Genomic DNA, 16,182 nt, shown 5'->3' on the forward strand with positions numbered 1-16,182 from the left:
CCAGGAGAAGTTAATTCCCGGGGTGCAGGTGTGGTTCGCCACACGGAGGAGCTGCACTCCGGGTTTTTCTTGTACGCGATCGCGGCATCTAACAGGTCAATTCCGCTTAACAGTCCTTAACACGACAAGCAGCCGAATCCGTGCTTTAGTATCACCAGTTCCGAGAGCGCAGGCCGCGAGGCCAGCGCACGAGGAAAGACAGTTTTCCAGGAGAAGTTAAATCCCGGAGTGCAGGTGTGGTTCGCCACACGGAGGAGCTGCACTCCGGGTTTTTCTTTGTAGGATCGGAGGCCCTCCAACAGGCCATCGCGCTTAACAGTCCTTAACACGACAAGCGGGTGAATCCGTGATCAAGTGCCGCCAGTTCCAAGAGCGCGGGCCGCGAGCCAGCACACGAGGAAAGCCAGTTTTCCAGTAGAAGTGAAATCCCGGAGTGCAGGTGCGGTTCGCCGCACGGAGGAGCTGCACTCCGGGCTTTTCATTTACGCGATCGCGGCATCTACCAGGTCAACTCCGCTTAACAGTCCTTAACGCGACAAGCGGCCGAATCCGTGCTTTAGTATCACCAGTTCCGAGAGCGCAGGCCGCAAGGCCGGCAGGCAGGGAACACAGTCTTCCAGGAGAAGTTAAATCCCGGGGTGCAGGTGTGGTTCGCCGCACGGAGGAGCTGCACTCCGGGTTTTTCTTGTACGCGATCGCGACATCTAACAGGTCACTCCGCTTAACAGTCCTTAACGCGACAAGCGCGAGAATCCGTGCTTAAGTATCACCAGTTCCGAGAGCGCAGGCGCAAGGCCAGCAGGCAAGGAACACAGTCTTCCAGGAGAAGTTAAATCCCGGGGTGCAGGTGTGGTTCGCCACACGGAGGAGCTGCACCTCGGGTCTTTCTTTTTTGGGGGTGGGCCTTCGGTTTCCCGGAGACGCTGGAATGGACAGGGCGTTTCCGCTTGTGGGCGGAGAGGAGTATCCGCCCTCCACAGGGCCGCGCGCGATGCGAAGGCGCTTGGCTCGCGCGGGGACAAGGTAGCAGTGAACTTGCCAAGCACTTGTCCAGCGGCGCTTCGAAGCCCGGAGGCACTCCCAAAACGGCGATCCTCGCGCGCACCCCAAAAGCGGGCAGGTGTAGTCTTACACTTCGGCTTCCTCGCCCTCGACCTTGGCGACGGCGGGCTCGAGGCGGCGGAAGTGGACTTGGCCGACGCGGCGGCCATCGGTGCTGGTGACCTTGGCCTCCCAGCCGTTGATCTCCATGCTCTCGCCGATTTCCGGGAAGCGGCCGAGCTGCTGGGTGATGTAGCCACCAACGGTGGTCACCTCGCCGCTCTCGATCTCCAACTCCTCGTCCATGCTGGCGAGATCGTTGAGGGTCATCGCGCCTTCGACCACGAATTCGTTTTCGTTGATCCAGTTCGACTCCGGGCGCTCGTTGTCGAACTCATCCTGAATGTCGCCGACCAACTCCTCGATCACGTTGTCGAGGAAGACAATGCCGACCGGTGTGCCGAATTCATCGACGGCCATGGCCAGGTGGGCGCGTTCTTTCAGGAAAAACTTGAGCAGCTTGTCCAGCGGCATGGTGTCCGGGACCATCTTCAGCTCGCGCTTGATCCGCATCAGGTCGGGATCGGGAGAGCCGATCAGCTTGAGGATGTCCTTGATGTGAATCAGACCGATCGCGTGGTCGAGGTGACCATCCTTCACCAGCGGGAAGCGGGTATGCTTGCTGCGGCGGGCGACTTCCAGGGCCTTGTCGAAAGGCTCGTCGGCATTCAGGACGATCACGTCCTGGCGCGGGGTCATCACGTCGCGGACCCAGAGTTCGTTCAACCCGAGCGCATTGATCAGGATTTCGCGCTCGGTTTCAGTCACCTCCTGGGCGCGCTCGCTTTCCGCTACCAACAGCGCCAGCTCATCGGAGGAATGGATGTGCTCGCCCTCAGCGACCGGATCGATGCGGAAGACGTTCTTGAGAATCCAGTTCGCAGTGCCGTTCAGCACCCGGATCGCCCAGTTGAAAGTCTTGTAGAAGACATGCAGCGGCCCAGCCAGTATCAGGGTTGCGGCCACCGCCTTGCGGATCGCGATCGACTTCGGCAGCAACTCGCCGATCACCACGTGCAGGAAGGTGAAGGAAGCGATCGCCAGCAGGAAGGAGATCGTCGAGATCGGCTTGAGCACCTTGCCCCAGACATCGACCGTCACCGGCACGCCGATTTTGTAGAGCGCAGGCGAAACGAGAGCCTCCACGAAAGGCTCCCCGAGGAAACCGAGGGCCAGCGAGGCGATGGTGATGCCGAGCTGGTTCGCGGAGAGGTAGCCATCGAGATGGCTGACGACGTGGAGCGCCGTCTTGGTCCTGCGATGGCCACTTTCCTTGCCCTCGGCCTCAAGCTGGCTGGGGCGGACCTTTACGATCGCGAACTCCGAAGCCACGAAGAAGGCATTCAGAAGCAGGAAGAAGACGATGCCCGCCAAGTAGAGCATGGTCTCCCCGGCGGAAGGAAACTCCGTGCGCAGCTCCGTGGCGGCAAGCAACAGGTGATCGGGAAGAAGGAAGTTCATCCCGAATCAGAGTTTCTCGTAAACTCCCTGATCCCGCTTTTCAAGGATCGTGAACCCCGCAGCCTTCGCGTCGCTCACGGAGAGCGGCTTGGCGATGCGCGGGGTATTCACCTTCGAAATCACCTTGCGCACGGGGTGCCGGCAAAGCGGGCACTTTTCCAGCGCCGGGCGGTCGAGCGGCCGATGCAACTCGAAGCCCTTGCGGCAAACGCGGCAAGATCGCTCCGGGTCTTCCGGGGTCTCGGAAAGGTATTCGTAGATAGGCATCGATGGGACGAAAGGTCGGGCGGTTTCCGCCTTTCGTCAACCGTAGCGGACGGCGTGCCGTTACCAGCTCGACTTCGTCACGCCCGGGATCATGCCGTGCGAGGCGAGCTCGCGGAAGCTGATACGGGAGAGACGGAAGCGGCGGATGAAAGCGCGGCGGCGGCCGGTGAACTCGCAGCGGTTCACAAGGCGCGTCGGGCTGGCGTCACGCGGCAGCATCGTCAGGCCGATGTAATCCTTCTCAGCCTTCAGCTTGTGACGGATATCGGAGTATTTGGCGACGGTGCGCGCCTTGCGCTCGTTGCGGGCGATCCAGCTCTTCTTTGCCATAATTCGGGGCGCGGTGAATATCCCATCAGCAGGGCCGTGCAAGCCCAAACTTGGGATTTTTCCTCGGAGGCGGCAGATTGCCGCCTTTTGGCACTGGAATCGGCCGCGACCGAGCCGGGGACCGGGCGAAGGCCAACTTCAAGCAGAACCACGGCATCCCGCCTCAAAGCAGGCCTAGGAACCGCGATTCCCGAACGCATTCCAATAGGTCGTCGCCGCGGCAAACAGATCCGCCAGCTCAATAGCTCGCCCACCGTCAAGCGCCAGGGAGAAACCTCGGGCAGCCAGCGAAATAACCCCTCCTTGCGAGCTTTCGACAGGCAGCGGGATCAGGCACGCGAAATCGGTTGGTGAGGTGCCCCGCAGGATATCCAGCTCCAAAGCCACGATTGCCGCCAAGTCAGTCTCCGCCACCTCCGCGTCCCAATTTTTGAAGGAGAACCCGCTACAGTCGTGGAGGGTGACGACAATGAGATCCCCCGGGTCTTCAAAGAACTTCCGCATATACAGAATGCAAATACCCAGCCGCAAGTCTCCGGGGACCGAGCCGGTGATCGTCTCCAATCCCCCGTCGTGCAGCACACTCCAGAGGTCCTCAGTCAGTGGTGAAACCATGGGGAGAAGGGATGCGGATCAAGGCCCGTCGGCCTTGGGTTCTCTACTGCTCTCTTGCCCGAAGCCGACCAAATTCCCGTCCGGATCCTCGACCACGAAGTCGCGCATCCCGTACTCGTAGTCCTTCGGCGGGGCTTGGGGTCTAGCGCCTCTTCCGATGATCTCGGCGTAATAGCCGTCCACGTCGCCGCAGAAGATGTAGATGCTCCCCTGCCCCACCTGTCGCTTGTTCGTGGACTTCGGCCCGGAGAGATGGATTTGCACCTCCCCATGCTCAACACCGGCGTAGTCGCCGAAGCGGAAGCGCTCCGAAAAGCCGAGAACACCGGTGTAGTAGGCCAGCGCGGCCTCGACATGGGCGACATGAAAGGTGGTGGCGGAGCCTTTTGTCTGCATGGCTGGGGCTCTAGAATCTGCAAGCTACCACCTCTCCCGTGCTGGAATCCTCGACTTCGGCTTTCCAATAATGGGGATCGTTGATTTCCCGGAAAATCAGAATGGCCTCCCTCTCCCAAGCCCTGCTGACAAAGGGCCCGGCAAGAATGACCAAACGCCTGAGCTTCCCCCATTCAAGAGCACCGCCGTCCACGACGCAGTTTCCAGCAGAGAGTTCAGCCTCCAAAAACCGCTGAAGTGGCGCTGACTCCAAGGGTTTCATTTCTAGATTCTCACCTCTCCGCCACCGGCGCGGTCCAGAACTTGGACGGCGGCAGGTCATTCGGGCGCAGGATCACGATCCCCGCGTGCTTCGAGCCTTGATAGAGGTAGTCCGTGATCGGGCAGTCGATGATGGTCATGCGGCCCTTGTCGCGGTCGGAGGTGGCGTGGGTGAAGACGGCTCGGCCGTTGATCTTGGTGATCATGCCGACGTGCGAGGTATAGCTGCTGTTGTCGTTGGCGGTGATTGCGCAGACGTCGCCGTCCTGCAGGTACTTCTCAATGTTGCGGACTTGGCTCTTCGGGACGTGGTAGACCGGCAAGCGCGACACGGCGGCCTCGATGCGGCCCATCTCCGGCAGCAAGTTCGGATTGCTGCGCAGGTAGCGGTAGCTCTTCCACTGGACCGTCATCTCGTGGATCTCGCGGTACAGACGCTGAGCCCCCGGCAGGCGCGGGGTGATATTGGTGGCGAAGCCGCGCCGCTGGTTGTCAGAGAAGACCTCCTCCAAGTGGTGCATGCGGCTGAGATAGCCTCCGGTGCAGCGTCCACCCCGATAGCGCTCCACCTCAATCATGTGGAGCATGTCCTGCGGGGTGTAAGGGCCCGGCTTGTAGCGTAACATGCGGGCGAAGGCCAAGGCGTTCTCGTAGTAGGTCCAGCAGTCCATGCCGGCGAAATTCACCACCGGGTTTTCGATCCGGTCATCCACCTCCAGCGTGTAGTTTACGTAGGGAGTGCCGACCATGGCCCGTGCCACGCGGATCGTGCGCTGGCCTATCGGAAGCTGGCGCCAGTTCTCCTTCTCGGCCTGCTGGACCAGTTGCTTGAACTTCGCCTCGCCCTTGAAGACGGTGGAAAGCGGCAAGCGGAGCGGGCAAGGCGGCGTCACCGTGTGCTGCGCGGCAGCAGGGAGGATCGCCATGGCTAGGGCGGCCAAGGGCACTAGAAATTTCATCGGGCTATCTTAAACATTCCGCTCAAAAAGCAAAGGAGCATTCCGCCGGGGACTGGATATCACGGTGACAAGCTTGCCGCAGCGACTGCTCATCCCTCACGCTTCGGCCAGCCATGAGCGACTCCTACGAGACACCCCGCAGCCCGCGCGACGAGATCGAAGGCCTGCCCTATTTCCCGCGACTCTGCCACAAGGTGCGCCTGCAGGCCGCCGGCAAGTTGCATCCCCAGTATCACGGAAACCTGGGCAGAGGCTGCGACCTGTGGACCTGCCAATTCCTCGGGGTGGACTACGCCGGTTTGGCGGATCAGGTGCGCGCCGGAAAGAGCGATCTGGAGGCCCTCGCCTGGGCGCGGGAGAACGGGATCTCCCGGCCAGCGTGCGAGGTCGCTTGGTGGCACTCCTACATTCGCACCCGCGGCTTCCGCGACGACTTGGCGGAGAAGCTGATCCAGCGCAAGGCGGAGTCCGGCTTCGCGGAGCGCGCGGATATCCTGACTTTCTTCGACTACATCGACGCCGACGAAGGGCGGATGTGAGCCCGGTAGGCAGACCTACCCGGGGGAGATGGCACTTGTGCATTTATTTAGGATTTATTAACAATCGATGCGCAACCCTTGCTGGTGGCTGAAAAACGCCCCCATCACTCCCCGACATCACCCATGAAGCACCCCCTGCTCTGCCCCACCTTGGCGGCGCTGGCTCTGATCGCCTGCGTGGCCCCGGCCTCCAGCCAGATCATTCCGGAAAACTCCTTCTACGCGGAGGACATCCCTTTCATCTACGACAGTAATCCGGAACCGGTCCATCAGCCGCAGCTCGCCGGGCTGAACCTGCTAAACATGCCCTTCCATGAGTCTGGCTATGTTTTCGACTTCTGCGCGGACTTCCTGAACGGCAACGGGGAGCTCAATGACTACAACATGAGCTCGGGCTTCGGCAGCCTGAGCAGCACCCAAGAGAGCGAGATCCGGGCGCTCATGTCCAATTCGCTGCCGACTTTCGTTGAGCTATTGAACGCCTACATCATCGCCAACGGCGGCGACTGGGGCGAAAACACCGGAGCGCTGGCCGGAGATTTCAACGAGGTGGTCGGCTACGCGGCAGGGATGCAGATCGCGCTGTGGGAAATCGTCCACGAGCAGTCCGGACAAATCTCGATCAATACGGACGGGCCGATCGCCGGCAGCTTCGGCGTAGAGACGATTCCCGCGGCACCGCCGAATCCGCGCGGGGAGATCGGCCGGGCGAATGCCGAGGACTTCCTGACAGCAATCCGCGGCGGCACTTGGAGCGATATCGGCGGGATCGGCTACTACTACGTGAATCCGGTGTCCCCGGCCGAACAGGACCGGCTGTGGCTGACGCAGGTGCCGGAGCCCTCCGCGGCACTGCTCGGAGTTCTGGGCCTGCTGACGGTCTTCCGCCGTCGCCGCGGCTAACGATTCTACGACTCGATTTTTCCTCCGAGGTCCCCGTCCGCTCTCCGGAGTGGCGGGGATTTCCTGTTTGGGGGAAGAGCCGTGGAGCTTCGCTCGTCCCGGGCTGGACGCGGGGCGGGGCCTGCCTAGAGTCCCCGGCATGCCCGACTTCGTTTACCAAGATCCTTTCCCGCTCGGTGCCGATGAGACCGAGTATGAGTGCATCAGCACCGAGCATGTCTCGGTCGCGGAATTCGAGGGCAAGCCGATGCTGAAGGTCGCGCCGGAGGCGCTGGCGCTGCTGGCGAACGAGGCGATGAAGGCGATAAATTTCACTCTCCGGCCGAGCCACCTCACACAGGTCGCGGCGATCCTCGACGACCCCGAGGCGACCGAGAACGACCGGATGGTGGCGCTGATGCTCCTCAAGAATGCGGAGATCGCAGCGAAGGGAATCTTGCCCGCGTGTCAGGACACCGGCACCGCCACCGTGATGGCGAAGAAGGGCCAGCAGGTGTGGACCGGCTGTGATGACGCCGAGTGGCTCTCGAAGGGAATCCACAAGACCTACCAAGAGGAGAACCTGCGCTACTCGCAAACCGCACCGCTGGACATGTACCAGGAGGTCAACACCAAGACCAACCTGCCCGCCCAGATCGACCTCTATGCGACCCAAGGCGATGCCTACAAATTCCTCTTCGTCAGCAAGGGCGGCGGCTCAGCCAACAAAACTTTCCTCTATCAGGAGACCAAGGCACTGCTGAATCCAAAGCGGCTGAAGGAATTCTGCGTCGAGAAGATGCGCTCGCTCGGAACTGCTGCCTGCCCGCCCTATCACCTCGCCATTGTGATCGGCGGGACTTCCGCGGAGACCTGCCTGAAGACGGTGAAGATGGCGTCCACGCGCTACTACGATGCGCTGCCAACCAGCGGCAATGAACATGGCCGCGCCTTCCGCGACATCGAGCTGGAGAAGGAGCTGTTGGAAGCCGCCCGGAACATCGGAATCGGCGCGCAGTTCGGCGGGAAGTACTTCGCGCTGGATGTGCGGGTCGTGCGCCTGCCGCGTCACGGGGCCTCGTGCCCGGTGGGTATCGGCGTCTCCTGTTCCGCGGACCGCCAGGCCAAGGCAAAGATCACCAAGGACGGCATCTTCCTCGAGAAGCTGGAGAAAAATCCCGGCCGTTTCATCCCGGAGAAGTACCGCGACTGGAAGTTCAAGGGCGTGGAAATCGACCTCGACCAAGGAATGGAGAAGACGCTCGCCACGCTGAGCAAGTATCCGGTGACCACCGCGGTTTCGCTGAGTGGCACAATCATCGTCGCCCGCGATATCGCGCACGCGAAGCTCAAGGAGCGTCTCGACGAGACCGGCGACTTGCCGGATTACTTCAAGGACTACCCGGTGTATTATGCGGGCCCTGCCAAGACGCCGGCGGGATATCCCTCGGGCTCCTTCGGCCCCACCACTGCGGGCCGCATGGATTCCTACGTCGATCTATTCCAGAGCCACGGGGCCTCGCGCGTGATGCTTGCGAAGGGGAACCGCTCGCAGGCCGTGACCGACGCCTGTAAGGCGCACGGCGGTTTCTACTTGGGCTCCGCCGGTGGTCCCGCCGCCTTGCTGGCGAAGGAACACATCAAGAGCCAGGAAGTCGTCGAGTATCCCGAGCTGGGCATGGAAGCGGTGTGGAAGATCCGCGTGGAGAACTTCCCGGCCTTCATCCTAGTGGATGACAAGGGCAACGATTTCTTCAAGAAGATCAACGAGTGCCCGGTCTGCGTATGACGGCCGGGGAAGAACAAGGCGACGAGGGCAACGCCCCCCAGGCACGGGGCGACAGGATGATCACGCGGGTCATCTTCGACATCCCCGCGAGCGTGATGGCAGAACCCGGAACCCGGTCCACGCCCGGCTTCTGGAAGCGCGTCACCGAAACGTCCAAGGAGCTGCTCAGGCCGATCCGCGACGCCTTGATCACAAGCGGCATGAAAGTCAGCGAACCTGGCGGCGGCAAACCGTGGGGTAGCGGCTTCACCGTCGGCGAAGGCCCCTCACGGGTGGATGTGTTCTTCTTCCCCTACATGGACGAGGACCGGGACCACTGCTGGGTGGGCGATATCCGCATCACGGAGGTATGGCCGTGGTGGACCTTCCTGACCATGGGTTACACCGCCACCCCACAGCAGATTGAAATGATCGGAAAGGTGACCGCGGTGCTTGAGACGCAACTCAAAGCCAACCCGGCGTTCACGGATATCCAGTGGAACCCGCCGGAGAAAGACGAGCATTAGGGGAGCTTCAGCGTGGCCGTGATTGCTTCGATCCGGACAACAGCCGTTTTGCTCAGGTCGCAGCGGAGGCTGCTTTCCGGTCGATAGATCAGGGCTTCGCCACAGCCCATGCAGACGATCACCTCCCGCCGATCAGCCCCGTCACCCCAGCGCAGATACCAATCGCCGTGAAAGCCGCCGCACATCTTCTCACCAGTCCATGATTCGTAGGTGGCCGGATCTGCTAGAACCGCTGCGAGTTGTTCGACGATTGGTGGCGGCAAGGCCGGATCGTCACGCTTGAAGCCGTTCCCATGCCGGACCGCGTGGGGAACAAAGAGTAGCTCGAAGGCGAGACGAAGTCCGTTGGGCTCCATGCGCGAAAGGCCGGAGCGGATTTCCACAGGTGCCGCGGCAGGAGGAAGAGATGGCGCGTCGGGGCGAATCCCGGAATTTGCGCCCGCGACATTCATGCCGGTAAAGGCACCGAACCAAGGCCAGAGACGCCAAGCGAGGACCAGAAGCAGCGCCAAGACGAGGCGCTTGCAATGTCTCCTGATCCAAGGTCGGAATTGACCGGGAAGCCCCATAAGGAGCCTACATCAAAGGCAATTCCGCAAGGAAAGCAATCCATCGGACAAGGCTCCTTCGCCTCCTTACGTGATTGCGTAAGCCGCGAGTTCTTGAAATCCAATCTCTCCCGGCCATTCTCAGCGTTGCTGTTTCACCCCCCAGCTCCCCCACAATGAAATTCCTGCTAGCTGCGGCAGCGTTGCTGCTCGCCCCGATGGCCGCGATGGCGGCTGCCCCTGTGCCTTCCCCGGTCGGCACTTGGGAGGTCACCCTTGCTGGTGCCGACCAAGGCATCAGCTATGTCACTTTTGAAGAGGATCACGACTTCACTGCCTACGGCGTGAGCGCAAAGTCCTTCGGCGTCTTCTCAATCTCCGGCACTTGGGAAGTCGATGACAAGGGCCTGCTCAGCGCGGTCTATGAGGAGCGGATCAATGGCGAGGACGTGACCGGCAGCATCAGCGGCAAGGTCACGGCAAAGAGCCTCAGCGGGAGGATCAGCGCGGACAACGGCAGCTTCACCTTCAAGGGCACACCGGAGAAGACGACCCAGGACCTGAGCGGTTCGTGGACTGGCGTCGCCCAACTCGGCAAGACCCGCCTGAGCGAAATCTATCAGCTTCAACCGGGCGATCTGCCCCACGTCTTCAATGTCTCCGGTCTCGGCATCTCGCCCAGCAATGGGGAGTTCGCCATCGCGGGCGTCGCGATCGCGGGCTCAAAGGGCAAGCTGCGGATCTTCGTCGGCAGCACCTATCCGGGATCGGAAACGCCGGGGCTCACCCACCTCTTTGGCACGGTCAACGCTGCCAAGACCAAGGGTGCCCTGAAGGGCTTCGAGCTCGACGGCCAGGCGATCAAGGTGTCACTGCGGCGCTGAGCGATTTCCCGCAATCTCCTGCGGGGTTAAAAACGAAACGGGCTCGCCGGCGGTTGCCAGCGAGCCCTTGATATTTGTTTCTCCTGTTTCCGGCGCGGGTCCGGAAAACCTCACCTTATTGGGTCGGTGGAGCGTAGTTGCGGATCTTCAGTTCCTCTGGCGAAATGCCGCCCGACTCGTCCTTGTCCAGCTTGTCGAAGGACTTGTCCAAGACCGCCTGCTTGGTGCGGGCACCACGGATCAGGGGATACTCGGTGGGGTCGAGTTCGCCGTCGGCATCAAGGTCGGCGAGGTAGAATTGGCGAGCCTTGCTCGGGGACATGTATTTCCGGCCGCCGAGGGCCTTGGCGTACTCGGAGAGATTGAGGTCCCCGGATTCATCGGTATCGCTGTACAGGAAGCGATGGTCCACCACCACCCAGGCGAGGCGGCCGCCGTGGCCGGCGACATACTCTTCCAAGGTCAACAGGCCATTGGCATCGATATCGATCTGGCGGAAGCGCTTCGCGAATGCCGCTTCCTTGCCCGAGCCATCGCCGAAGGTTGTGACCGTGACCGTGTTGGAATCCGCCGATTCGCCGGCGGTGGTCGTGGAGGTGACCACGTAGCTATAAGTCGTGGAGAGGTCCAAGCCCGTGTCCGTGAAGGTGGTCACAGTCAGATTCTCACCCACCGCCTCGTCATCACGATAGACGGTGTATTTGACGCCGGTCACGTTTACCGGATTCCAAGCCAGTGTGATGGTGGTTGAGCCGGTGTTGGTGACACGGAAATTGGCTGGAGCACCTGGAAGATCCAGCGGGCTGGCCGTGGCCGGGTCCGAAGGACTGGCGGCATCCGCGCCATTGTAGGCGACCACGGTATAAATGTAGTTGGTGCCGACCACCAGGTCCGTCGAGTTGTCGGTATAGGTGAGCTGTGTGATCTTGGTGGTCGTCAGCTCGACCGGAGTGGTCACCGTCGCGGTCGCCCGATAGACCTTGTAGCCATCGGCGGCCGGAGCGCCCTCCGTGGTGGGTGCCACCCAATTAAGGCGAATGGACTTGTTCGCGATGGCCGTGGCCGTGAGGCCGGTAGCCCGATTCGGGGCGACGGCCGACGCGACGGCAGCGGATAGGATCAAAAAGGCAGCGGCAAGTAGTCGCATGTGCTCGGGTCAGTGGAGGTGGTTAAGTCGGACGACAATGGGAACCTGAGACCGGAATTCCCGGCCATCAAGTCCCGTGTGGTCATGGCATCTGTGCGAAGGGAAAACCACCGGCAGGCGAATTTGTGTCTGCGATTTTTCGGGCATGGTGTTTGAAATGGAAATTCAGGCCGTGAAATTGCGGCGGGAGCTGCCAAATTGCGGGCATGCAGGAGACCCGCAGGGAACGCGATTCGATGGGTGAAATGGAAGTCCCGGCGGATGTCCTCTATGGGGCATCCACGGCGCGGGCGGTGGAGAATTTCCCGATTTCGGGCACGCCGCTGCCCCCGCGATTTCTGCATGCCTACGGCCTGATCAAGGCCGCCGCTGCCCGGACGAACGCCGATTTAGGCCTGCTGGAGCGCCCCGTGGCGGAGGCGATCGCCGCTGCGGCAGAAGAGATTGCCGCCGGGGGGCTGGAGCGGCATTTCCCGGTGGATATCTATCAGACTGGTTCCGGCACCTCCACGAACATGAACGTGAACGAGGTGATCGTGCATCTCTGTGCCCGGAAAGGGATCAAGGTCCACGCGAACGACGATGTGAACCTCGGCCAGTCGTCAAACGACACCTTCCCCACAGCGATCCATCTCTCCGCGGCATTGGCGCTCAAGGAAGAGCTGATCCCGGCGCTGGAGAGCCTGGCGGTGGTACTGGAGGCAAAGGCACGCGAGTTTCACGGCATTTTGAAGATCGGCCGCACCCACCTGATGGACGCCACGCCGGTGCGGCTGGGCCAAGAATTTGGCGGCTGGGCCCGGCAGGCCAGCCAGTCTGCCGGACGGGCGCAGAAGGCACTGAAGGCGCTGCATGAATTGCCGTTGGGCGGGACGGCGGTGGGGACCGGCTTGAATGCCCACCCGGAATTCGCGGCGCGGACCATCGCAGCTCTCGCGGAGCGGACGGGAATCCCCTTCCGGGAAGCGGAGGACCACTTTGAGGCGCAATCGGCCAAGGACGCCTGCGTGGAAGCGCACGGCCAGCTCGCCACCATTGCGGTAGCGCTGCACAAGATCGCCTGTGATCTGCGTCTGCTCGGCTCCGGGCCGCGCTGCGGGATCGGTGAGATCCGCCTGCCCGCGACCCAGCCGGGGTCCTCGATCATGCCGGGGAAGGTCAATCCGGTGATTGCCGAATCCGTGACGATGGTCGCGGCGCGGGTGGCCGGAAACCAGACGACAGTGAGCTGGTGCGGGGCGGGCGGCTTTCTGGAGCTGAATGTATCCATGCCCCTGCTCGCGGCTTGCCTGCTAGAATCGATCTCCCTGCTGGCGAATGTCAGCGCGGCGCTGCGGACGAAATGCGTGGAAGGCATCCAGGCGAACGAGGCGCGCTGCAAGGAGCTGATTGAATACTCGCTGTCGATGGTGACTTCGCTGGTGCCGACGATCGGCTACGACAAGGCTGCGGCGATCGCGAAGGAATCGGTGGCGAGTGGAAAGACTGTTAGGGAATTGTGCGCGGAACGGTTGGAGGAGCTGGGGATTACGGCGGCGCAGTTGGAGGCGGCGCTTGATCCAGGGAAGATGGCGGGAGGGTAGGGCTCTCCGCCTTTAACTGAACTTCCGCATCAGCCGCTTCTGGATCGGGCCGAGGGTGAATGGCAGCCAGCGGGCGAGGCCGCAGAGCAGCTTGGCGTTCGCGGGGAAGATGATGAGCTGCTTGCCGCTCGCGACCCCATCGAGGTAGTGGCGGGCTGCGACTTCCGTGGTCATCATCGGTGCGGGAAGATCCTTCACCACCTCATCCACCTTCGCACCGGTGACCCGGTCTTGGGTGAAGATATTGGAATTCACATAGCCGGGGCATACGACGGAAACCTTGATTCCATAGGCCTCGGCCTCGGCCGCGAGCGAGTTGCTCATGCCGATCACCGCTTTCTTCGCCGTGGTGTAGGCAGCAGCAGTGGCGTAGCCGGTGACGCCAGCCACGGAACCGGTGCTGATGATGTGGCCGCTGCCCTGCTTCACCATCAGCGGGTAGACGAGCATGATGCCATTGAGCACGCCCATCACGTTGATGTCGAGCAGCCACTTCCAGCGATCGAAAGGGACCTTGTGAGCCTCGCCTAACAGGGTGACGCCAGCGTTGTTGAAAAGATAGTCGATCGGTCCGGCTGCCGCGCATTCCGCGACCCACAGGCTGTAGTCATGGCGGTCGGTGACATTGAGCTGGCGCGGGACTACTTTGCCCGGCCCGGCGGCGGCCTCCGCCGCCAACTTGTCGAGACCGACGGGATCCATGTCCGCCCCATGCACTGTCGCGCCACAGGCGACCAAGCGCAGGGCAAGAGCCTTGCCGATTCCGGAAGCGGCACCGGTGAGCAGCACGCTCCGCCCTTCGAAGGCCTGGCGAGTAGAGCGGGCGATGTTGTTCATGCTGCTCATGCCGAGAGTTCGCGGAAGCGTTTCACCATCTTCGCGTGGATGCTGCGCACCAACCACGGGAAGCGCGGGCCGGCCCAAGCAAGAAGCTTGGCGTAGAAGGGGAACACGATCTGGCCCTTGCCAGCGGCACAGCCTTTCAGGATCGCCGTTGCGGCAGGAGCGGCCTCGATCATCGGGAAGCCCATCTCGCCGATCTGCTTCATCGTGTTGTCGTAGTTCGAGCGGCGGTAGATCGCGGTCTCGTAGATCCGGGTGCGGACGTAACCCGGACTGACGAGGTGGACCTTCACACCGTGCATGGGCGCTTCATAACGCAGGGTCCGGTAAAGACCTAACAGACCGGCCTTCATCGTCGCATAAGGGACGGAGGTCGGATAGCCGGCATAGCCCGCCAGCGAGGAAACCATCACCAAGCGGCCCGACTTGCGGGCGACCATCTGCGAGTAGCAGGCCTGCACCCACTGGGCGTAGCTGAGGAGGTCCGTGCGGTAAATCTGGTCCCAATCCTCCGGCTGGATGTCCTTCACCTCGCCGAAGATCGAAACCGCGGCGGCAAGGTAAACCTCATCCAGCTGGTTCTCCTTGAGGAACCAATCGAGGAAGACCCCGGAGCGGTCGATATCCGCCAGATCCTGCACCACGACTTCCGCCTCCGCACCCTTGGTGCGGAGTTCGGCGGCCAACTCCTCCAGCTTGTCGCCGCTGCGGGCCACGAGCCAGAGGCGCACGCCGGGAGCCGCCAATTGCCGCGCGAGTTCCAAGCCAATGCCTGAACTCGCGCCGGTCACCAGGATCTCCTTCGCCGCGCGCTGGCTCATCGATCAATCGGTTAGAAGCGGTAGTTGCAAGACAGGCTCACCGAGCTGTCGCGCGACTCATACTTGCCGTTCGCCGATTGGCCTGCGGCAGTCGGCACCGCTCCGCGGACATCGCGATTCGAGTAGCCAAACTGGTAGGCCAAGAACCAGCCCCACTTGTCGCACTTGCGACCGAAGCCCACATTGAACCATTGGCGATCGGCATCGCAGATCCCTGGGTTGAAGAAGGTGTCAGGCTGGGCGTTGCTATTGTAGTCGTAGCCCGCCGCCACCGTATAGCCGTTGTCGAAGGTGTAGCTCGCGCCGACCTCGTAGATGAACATCGACTTCCAGTGGAAGGGCACGCCGGTGGCCCCACCGGGGAGCACGGGCGAGCGGAGGTAGAGCGAGTTGAGCGAATCCCAGTCGAGCCACTCGATATTGGCCTCGATGTTCCAATTCGGTGTCGGGCGGAAGGAATAACCACCCGCGATCCGCAGCGGCGTGACGAAGTCGATGTCCGCCGGGCCAGCGCCGAGGATGTTCGAATAAACCTTGCCGCTCAAGTCGGTGGAGGTCTCGCTGGCCACGTTCAGGCCGAAGGCATGCTGCTCGCAGGGCTGCCAGCGCAGGGAGACCGCGCCGGAGACCGAGGTGCCATCACCCTCGAAGCGCAGGAAGTCGAGCGGCGCGAGGCCGAGGCCCTGCTCAAGGCTGAGATCCGTGTAGTTGGCGGAACCGGAGAGACCGACCGAAAGGGTATCCGTGAGGTCGTAGGCCACGGCCAGAGTCCCGGCCAGATAGACCAGCTTGGCCTCCGTAATCACGGTGCGGAATGGCGAGCCCTGTCCCCATTCGGTTCCCAAGCCCCAAGGGCTATTCACGCCGAAGCCCCACGCCAGATCTTCATTGATCGGCATGCCGTAGAAGATCGTCGGCACCGCCTGCCACTCGGATTTCGCCTCAAAGGTCCCTCCGTTCCCGGTCTTCACCTGATGATCGAGATCGATCCCGTAGAGACCGATCTGGAATTCCGGTTGCTCTAGCTGGGTCAGGCCTGCTGCATTGTAGTGAACGGCGGCCGGGCCATCGGCAGTCGCCACCCAGGCATTGCCTTTCGCGGTCGCGAGGGCGTCTTGGTTCGGCAGGTAGTAGCCAGCTGCACCGGCGGAAGCCGGAATCAGAGCCAAGCTCAAAGCGGAGAGGGAAGCGAATCTCATCGGGTTGATTTTCAGGAATGGTTAATAACCAGAAGGGAATTTCACTGTCAG

The 16,182-nt window shown here is 61.9% G+C and carries 18 protein-coding genes; 6 read left to right on the forward strand and 12 right to left on the reverse strand.

Features of this window, described 5'->3' with window-relative positions:
- Positions 1 to 1,128: 1,128 nt before the first annotated feature.
- The 7 genes from BV071_RS11820 to BV071_RS11850 all read right to left on the reverse strand — a co-directional run bounded on the left by BV071_RS11820 (position 1,129) and on the right by BV071_RS11850 (position 5,390).
- The gene (locus BV071_RS11820; RefSeq protein WP_052573204.1) at positions 1,129 to 2,562 is read right to left on the reverse strand and encodes a hemolysin family protein; all 1,434 of its coding nucleotides are present in this window, start codon (positions 2,560 to 2,562) and stop codon (positions 1,129 to 1,131) included.
- Between the two features lie 6 nt (positions 2,563 to 2,568).
- On the reverse strand, positions 2,569 to 2,829 hold the full coding sequence (locus BV071_RS11825; RefSeq protein WP_035606964.1) for a zinc ribbon domain-containing protein: 261 nt from the start codon (positions 2,827 to 2,829) through the stop codon (positions 2,569 to 2,571).
- Between the two features lie 60 nt (positions 2,830 to 2,889).
- Complete coding sequence (rpsN, locus tag BV071_RS11830; RefSeq protein WP_035606967.1) at positions 2,890 to 3,159, reverse strand: 30S ribosomal protein S14; 270 nt, start codon at positions 3,157 to 3,159, stop codon at positions 2,890 to 2,892.
- Positions 3,160 to 3,333: 174 nt separating this feature from the next.
- Positions 3,334 to 3,774 carry a hypothetical protein gene (locus tag BV071_RS11835; RefSeq protein WP_035606970.1) on the reverse strand — a complete coding sequence of 147 codons (441 nt, stop codon included), beginning with the start codon at positions 3,772 to 3,774 and terminating at the stop codon, positions 3,334 to 3,336.
- A gap of 18 nt (positions 3,775 to 3,792) precedes the next feature.
- Positions 3,793 to 4,170 carry a VOC family protein gene (locus BV071_RS11840; protein ID WP_035606973.1) on the reverse strand — a complete coding sequence of 126 codons (378 nt, stop codon included), beginning with the start codon at positions 4,168 to 4,170 and terminating at the stop codon, positions 3,793 to 3,795.
- A 10-nt stretch (positions 4,171 to 4,180) separates the two neighbouring features.
- Complete coding sequence (locus BV071_RS11845) at positions 4,181 to 4,432, reverse strand: hypothetical protein (RefSeq protein ID WP_035606976.1); 252 nt, start codon at positions 4,430 to 4,432, stop codon at positions 4,181 to 4,183.
- Positions 4,433 to 4,442: 10 nt separating this feature from the next.
- Complete coding sequence (locus tag BV071_RS11850) at positions 4,443 to 5,390, reverse strand: N-acetylmuramoyl-L-alanine amidase-like domain-containing protein (RefSeq protein ID WP_081885946.1); 948 nt, start codon at positions 5,388 to 5,390, stop codon at positions 4,443 to 4,445.
- Positions 5,391 to 5,503: 113 nt separating this feature from the next.
- On the opposite strand from BV071_RS11850, the gene BV071_RS11855 reads away from it, so the two are divergent.
- The 4 genes from BV071_RS11855 (at position 5,504) to BV071_RS11870 (ending at position 9,106) form a co-directional block, all read left to right on the forward strand.
- Positions 5,504 to 5,929, forward strand: coding sequence for a DUF5069 domain-containing protein (locus BV071_RS11855; protein ID WP_035606978.1), 426 nt, complete (start codon positions 5,504 to 5,506; stop codon positions 5,927 to 5,929).
- A 123-nt stretch (positions 5,930 to 6,052) separates the two neighbouring features.
- Positions 6,053 to 6,832: a hypothetical protein gene (locus BV071_RS11860; RefSeq protein WP_035606980.1), complete on the forward strand. Its 780-nt coding sequence runs from the start codon at positions 6,053 to 6,055 to the stop codon at positions 6,830 to 6,832.
- Between the two features lie 139 nt (positions 6,833 to 6,971).
- Positions 6,972 to 8,600, forward strand: coding sequence for a fumarate hydratase (locus tag BV071_RS11865; RefSeq protein ID WP_035606982.1), 1,629 nt, complete (start codon positions 6,972 to 6,974; stop codon positions 8,598 to 8,600).
- Positions 8,582 to 9,106 carry a hypothetical protein gene (locus BV071_RS11870; protein ID WP_265594354.1) on the forward strand — a complete coding sequence of 175 codons (525 nt, stop codon included), beginning with the start codon at positions 8,582 to 8,584 and terminating at the stop codon, positions 9,104 to 9,106. Before BV071_RS11865 ends, BV071_RS11870 begins: the two co-directional genes overlap by 19 nt.
- On the opposite strand, the gene BV071_RS11875 is transcribed toward BV071_RS11870, so the two are convergent.
- Positions 9,103 to 9,618 (reverse strand): hypothetical protein, encoded by a 516-nt coding sequence (locus BV071_RS11875; RefSeq protein WP_035606988.1) that lies wholly within the window; start codon positions 9,616 to 9,618, stop codon positions 9,103 to 9,105. The genes BV071_RS11870 and BV071_RS11875 overlap by 4 nt on opposite strands.
- 212 nt (positions 9,619 to 9,830) lie before the next feature.
- On the opposite strand from BV071_RS11875, the gene BV071_RS11880 reads away from it, so the two are divergent.
- Positions 9,831 to 10,538: a hypothetical protein gene (locus tag BV071_RS11880; RefSeq protein WP_265594355.1), complete on the forward strand. Its 708-nt coding sequence runs from the start codon at positions 9,831 to 9,833 to the stop codon at positions 10,536 to 10,538.
- 115 nt (positions 10,539 to 10,653) lie between these two features.
- Here the strand turns inward: BV071_RS11880 and BV071_RS11885 are convergent, their stop codons facing one another.
- Positions 10,654 to 11,685, reverse strand: coding sequence for a fibronectin type III domain-containing protein (locus BV071_RS11885; RefSeq protein ID WP_081885969.1), 1,032 nt, complete (start codon positions 11,683 to 11,685; stop codon positions 10,654 to 10,656).
- Positions 11,686 to 11,891: 206 nt separating this feature from the next.
- Here BV071_RS11885 and BV071_RS11890 point away from each other — a divergent pair, with 206 nt between their 5' ends.
- Positions 11,892 to 13,268, forward strand: coding sequence for a class II fumarate hydratase (locus BV071_RS11890; RefSeq protein WP_035606997.1), 1,377 nt, complete (start codon positions 11,892 to 11,894; stop codon positions 13,266 to 13,268).
- Between the two features lie 12 nt (positions 13,269 to 13,280).
- Here BV071_RS11890 and BV071_RS11895 read toward each other — a convergent pair whose 3' ends face one another.
- The 3 genes from BV071_RS11895 to BV071_RS11905 are packed head-to-tail and all read right to left on the reverse strand — an operon-like array spanning position 13,281 to position 16,131.
- Complete coding sequence (locus BV071_RS11895) at positions 13,281 to 14,114, reverse strand: SDR family oxidoreductase (protein ID WP_052573221.1); 834 nt, start codon at positions 14,112 to 14,114, stop codon at positions 13,281 to 13,283.
- Positions 14,111 to 14,932 (reverse strand): SDR family oxidoreductase, encoded by an 822-nt coding sequence (locus BV071_RS11900; protein ID WP_035607000.1) that lies wholly within the window; start codon positions 14,930 to 14,932, stop codon positions 14,111 to 14,113. Before BV071_RS11900 ends, BV071_RS11895 begins: the two co-directional genes overlap by 4 nt.
- A gap of 11 nt (positions 14,933 to 14,943) precedes the next feature.
- Entirely contained in the window at positions 14,944 to 16,131 is a 1,188-nt protein-coding gene (locus tag BV071_RS11905) for an outer membrane protein transport protein (RefSeq protein WP_035607003.1), read from the reverse strand.
- Between the last annotated feature and the right edge of the window lie 51 nt (positions 16,132 to 16,182).

Source organism: Haloferula sp. BvORR071 (genome assembly GCF_000739615.1).
Taxonomy (GTDB): domain Bacteria; phylum Verrucomicrobiota; class Verrucomicrobiia; order Verrucomicrobiales; family Akkermansiaceae; genus Haloferula.

What these genes read in the sequence shown, in the direction of transcription:
- BV071_RS11840 (WP_035606973.1), bottom strand. Translation starts at nt 4,170, where the DNA reads ATGCAGACAAAAGGCTCCGCCACCACCTTTCATGTCGCCCATGTCGAG.
- BV071_RS11845 (WP_035606976.1), bottom strand. Translation starts at nt 4,432, where the DNA reads ATGAAACCCTTGGAGTCAGCGCCACTTCAGCGGTTTTTGGAGGCTGAA.
- BV071_RS11850 (WP_081885946.1), bottom strand. Translation starts at nt 5,390, where the DNA reads ATGAAATTTCTAGTGCCCTTGGCCGCCCTAGCCATGGCGATCCTCCCT.
- BV071_RS11855 (WP_035606978.1), top strand. Translation starts at nt 5,504, where the DNA reads ATGAGCGACTCCTACGAGACACCCCGCAGCCCGCGCGACGAGATCGAA.
- BV071_RS11860 (WP_035606980.1), top strand. Translation starts at nt 6,053, where the DNA reads ATGAAGCACCCCCTGCTCTGCCCCACCTTGGCGGCGCTGGCTCTGATC.
- BV071_RS11820 (WP_052573204.1), bottom strand. Translation starts at nt 2,562, where the DNA reads ATGAACTTCCTTCTTCCCGATCACCTGTTGCTTGCCGCCACGGAGCTG.
- rpsN (WP_035606967.1), bottom strand. Translation starts at nt 3,159, where the DNA reads ATGGCAAAGAAGAGCTGGATCGCCCGCAACGAGCGCAAGGCGCGCACC.
- BV071_RS11865 (WP_035606982.1), top strand. Translation starts at nt 6,972, where the DNA reads ATGCCCGACTTCGTTTACCAAGATCCTTTCCCGCTCGGTGCCGATGAG.
- BV071_RS11885 (WP_081885969.1), bottom strand. Translation starts at nt 11,685, where the DNA reads ATGCGACTACTTGCCGCTGCCTTTTTGATCCTATCCGCTGCCGTCGCG.
- BV071_RS11890 (WP_035606997.1), top strand. Translation starts at nt 11,892, where the DNA reads ATGCAGGAGACCCGCAGGGAACGCGATTCGATGGGTGAAATGGAAGTC.
- BV071_RS11880 (WP_265594355.1), top strand. Translation starts at nt 9,831, where the DNA reads ATGAAATTCCTGCTAGCTGCGGCAGCGTTGCTGCTCGCCCCGATGGCC.
- BV071_RS11825 (WP_035606964.1), bottom strand. Translation starts at nt 2,829, where the DNA reads ATGCCTATCTACGAATACCTTTCCGAGACCCCGGAAGACCCGGAGCGA.
- BV071_RS11900 (WP_035607000.1), bottom strand. Translation starts at nt 14,932, where the DNA reads ATGAGCCAGCGCGCGGCGAAGGAGATCCTGGTGACCGGCGCGAGTTCA.
- BV071_RS11905 (WP_035607003.1), bottom strand. Translation starts at nt 16,131, where the DNA reads ATGAGATTCGCTTCCCTCTCCGCTTTGAGCTTGGCTCTGATTCCGGCT.
- BV071_RS11835 (WP_035606970.1), bottom strand. Translation starts at nt 3,774, where the DNA reads ATGGTTTCACCACTGACTGAGGACCTCTGGAGTGTGCTGCACGACGGG.
- BV071_RS11895 (WP_052573221.1), bottom strand. Translation starts at nt 14,114, where the DNA reads ATGAGCAGCATGAACAACATCGCCCGCTCTACTCGCCAGGCCTTCGAA.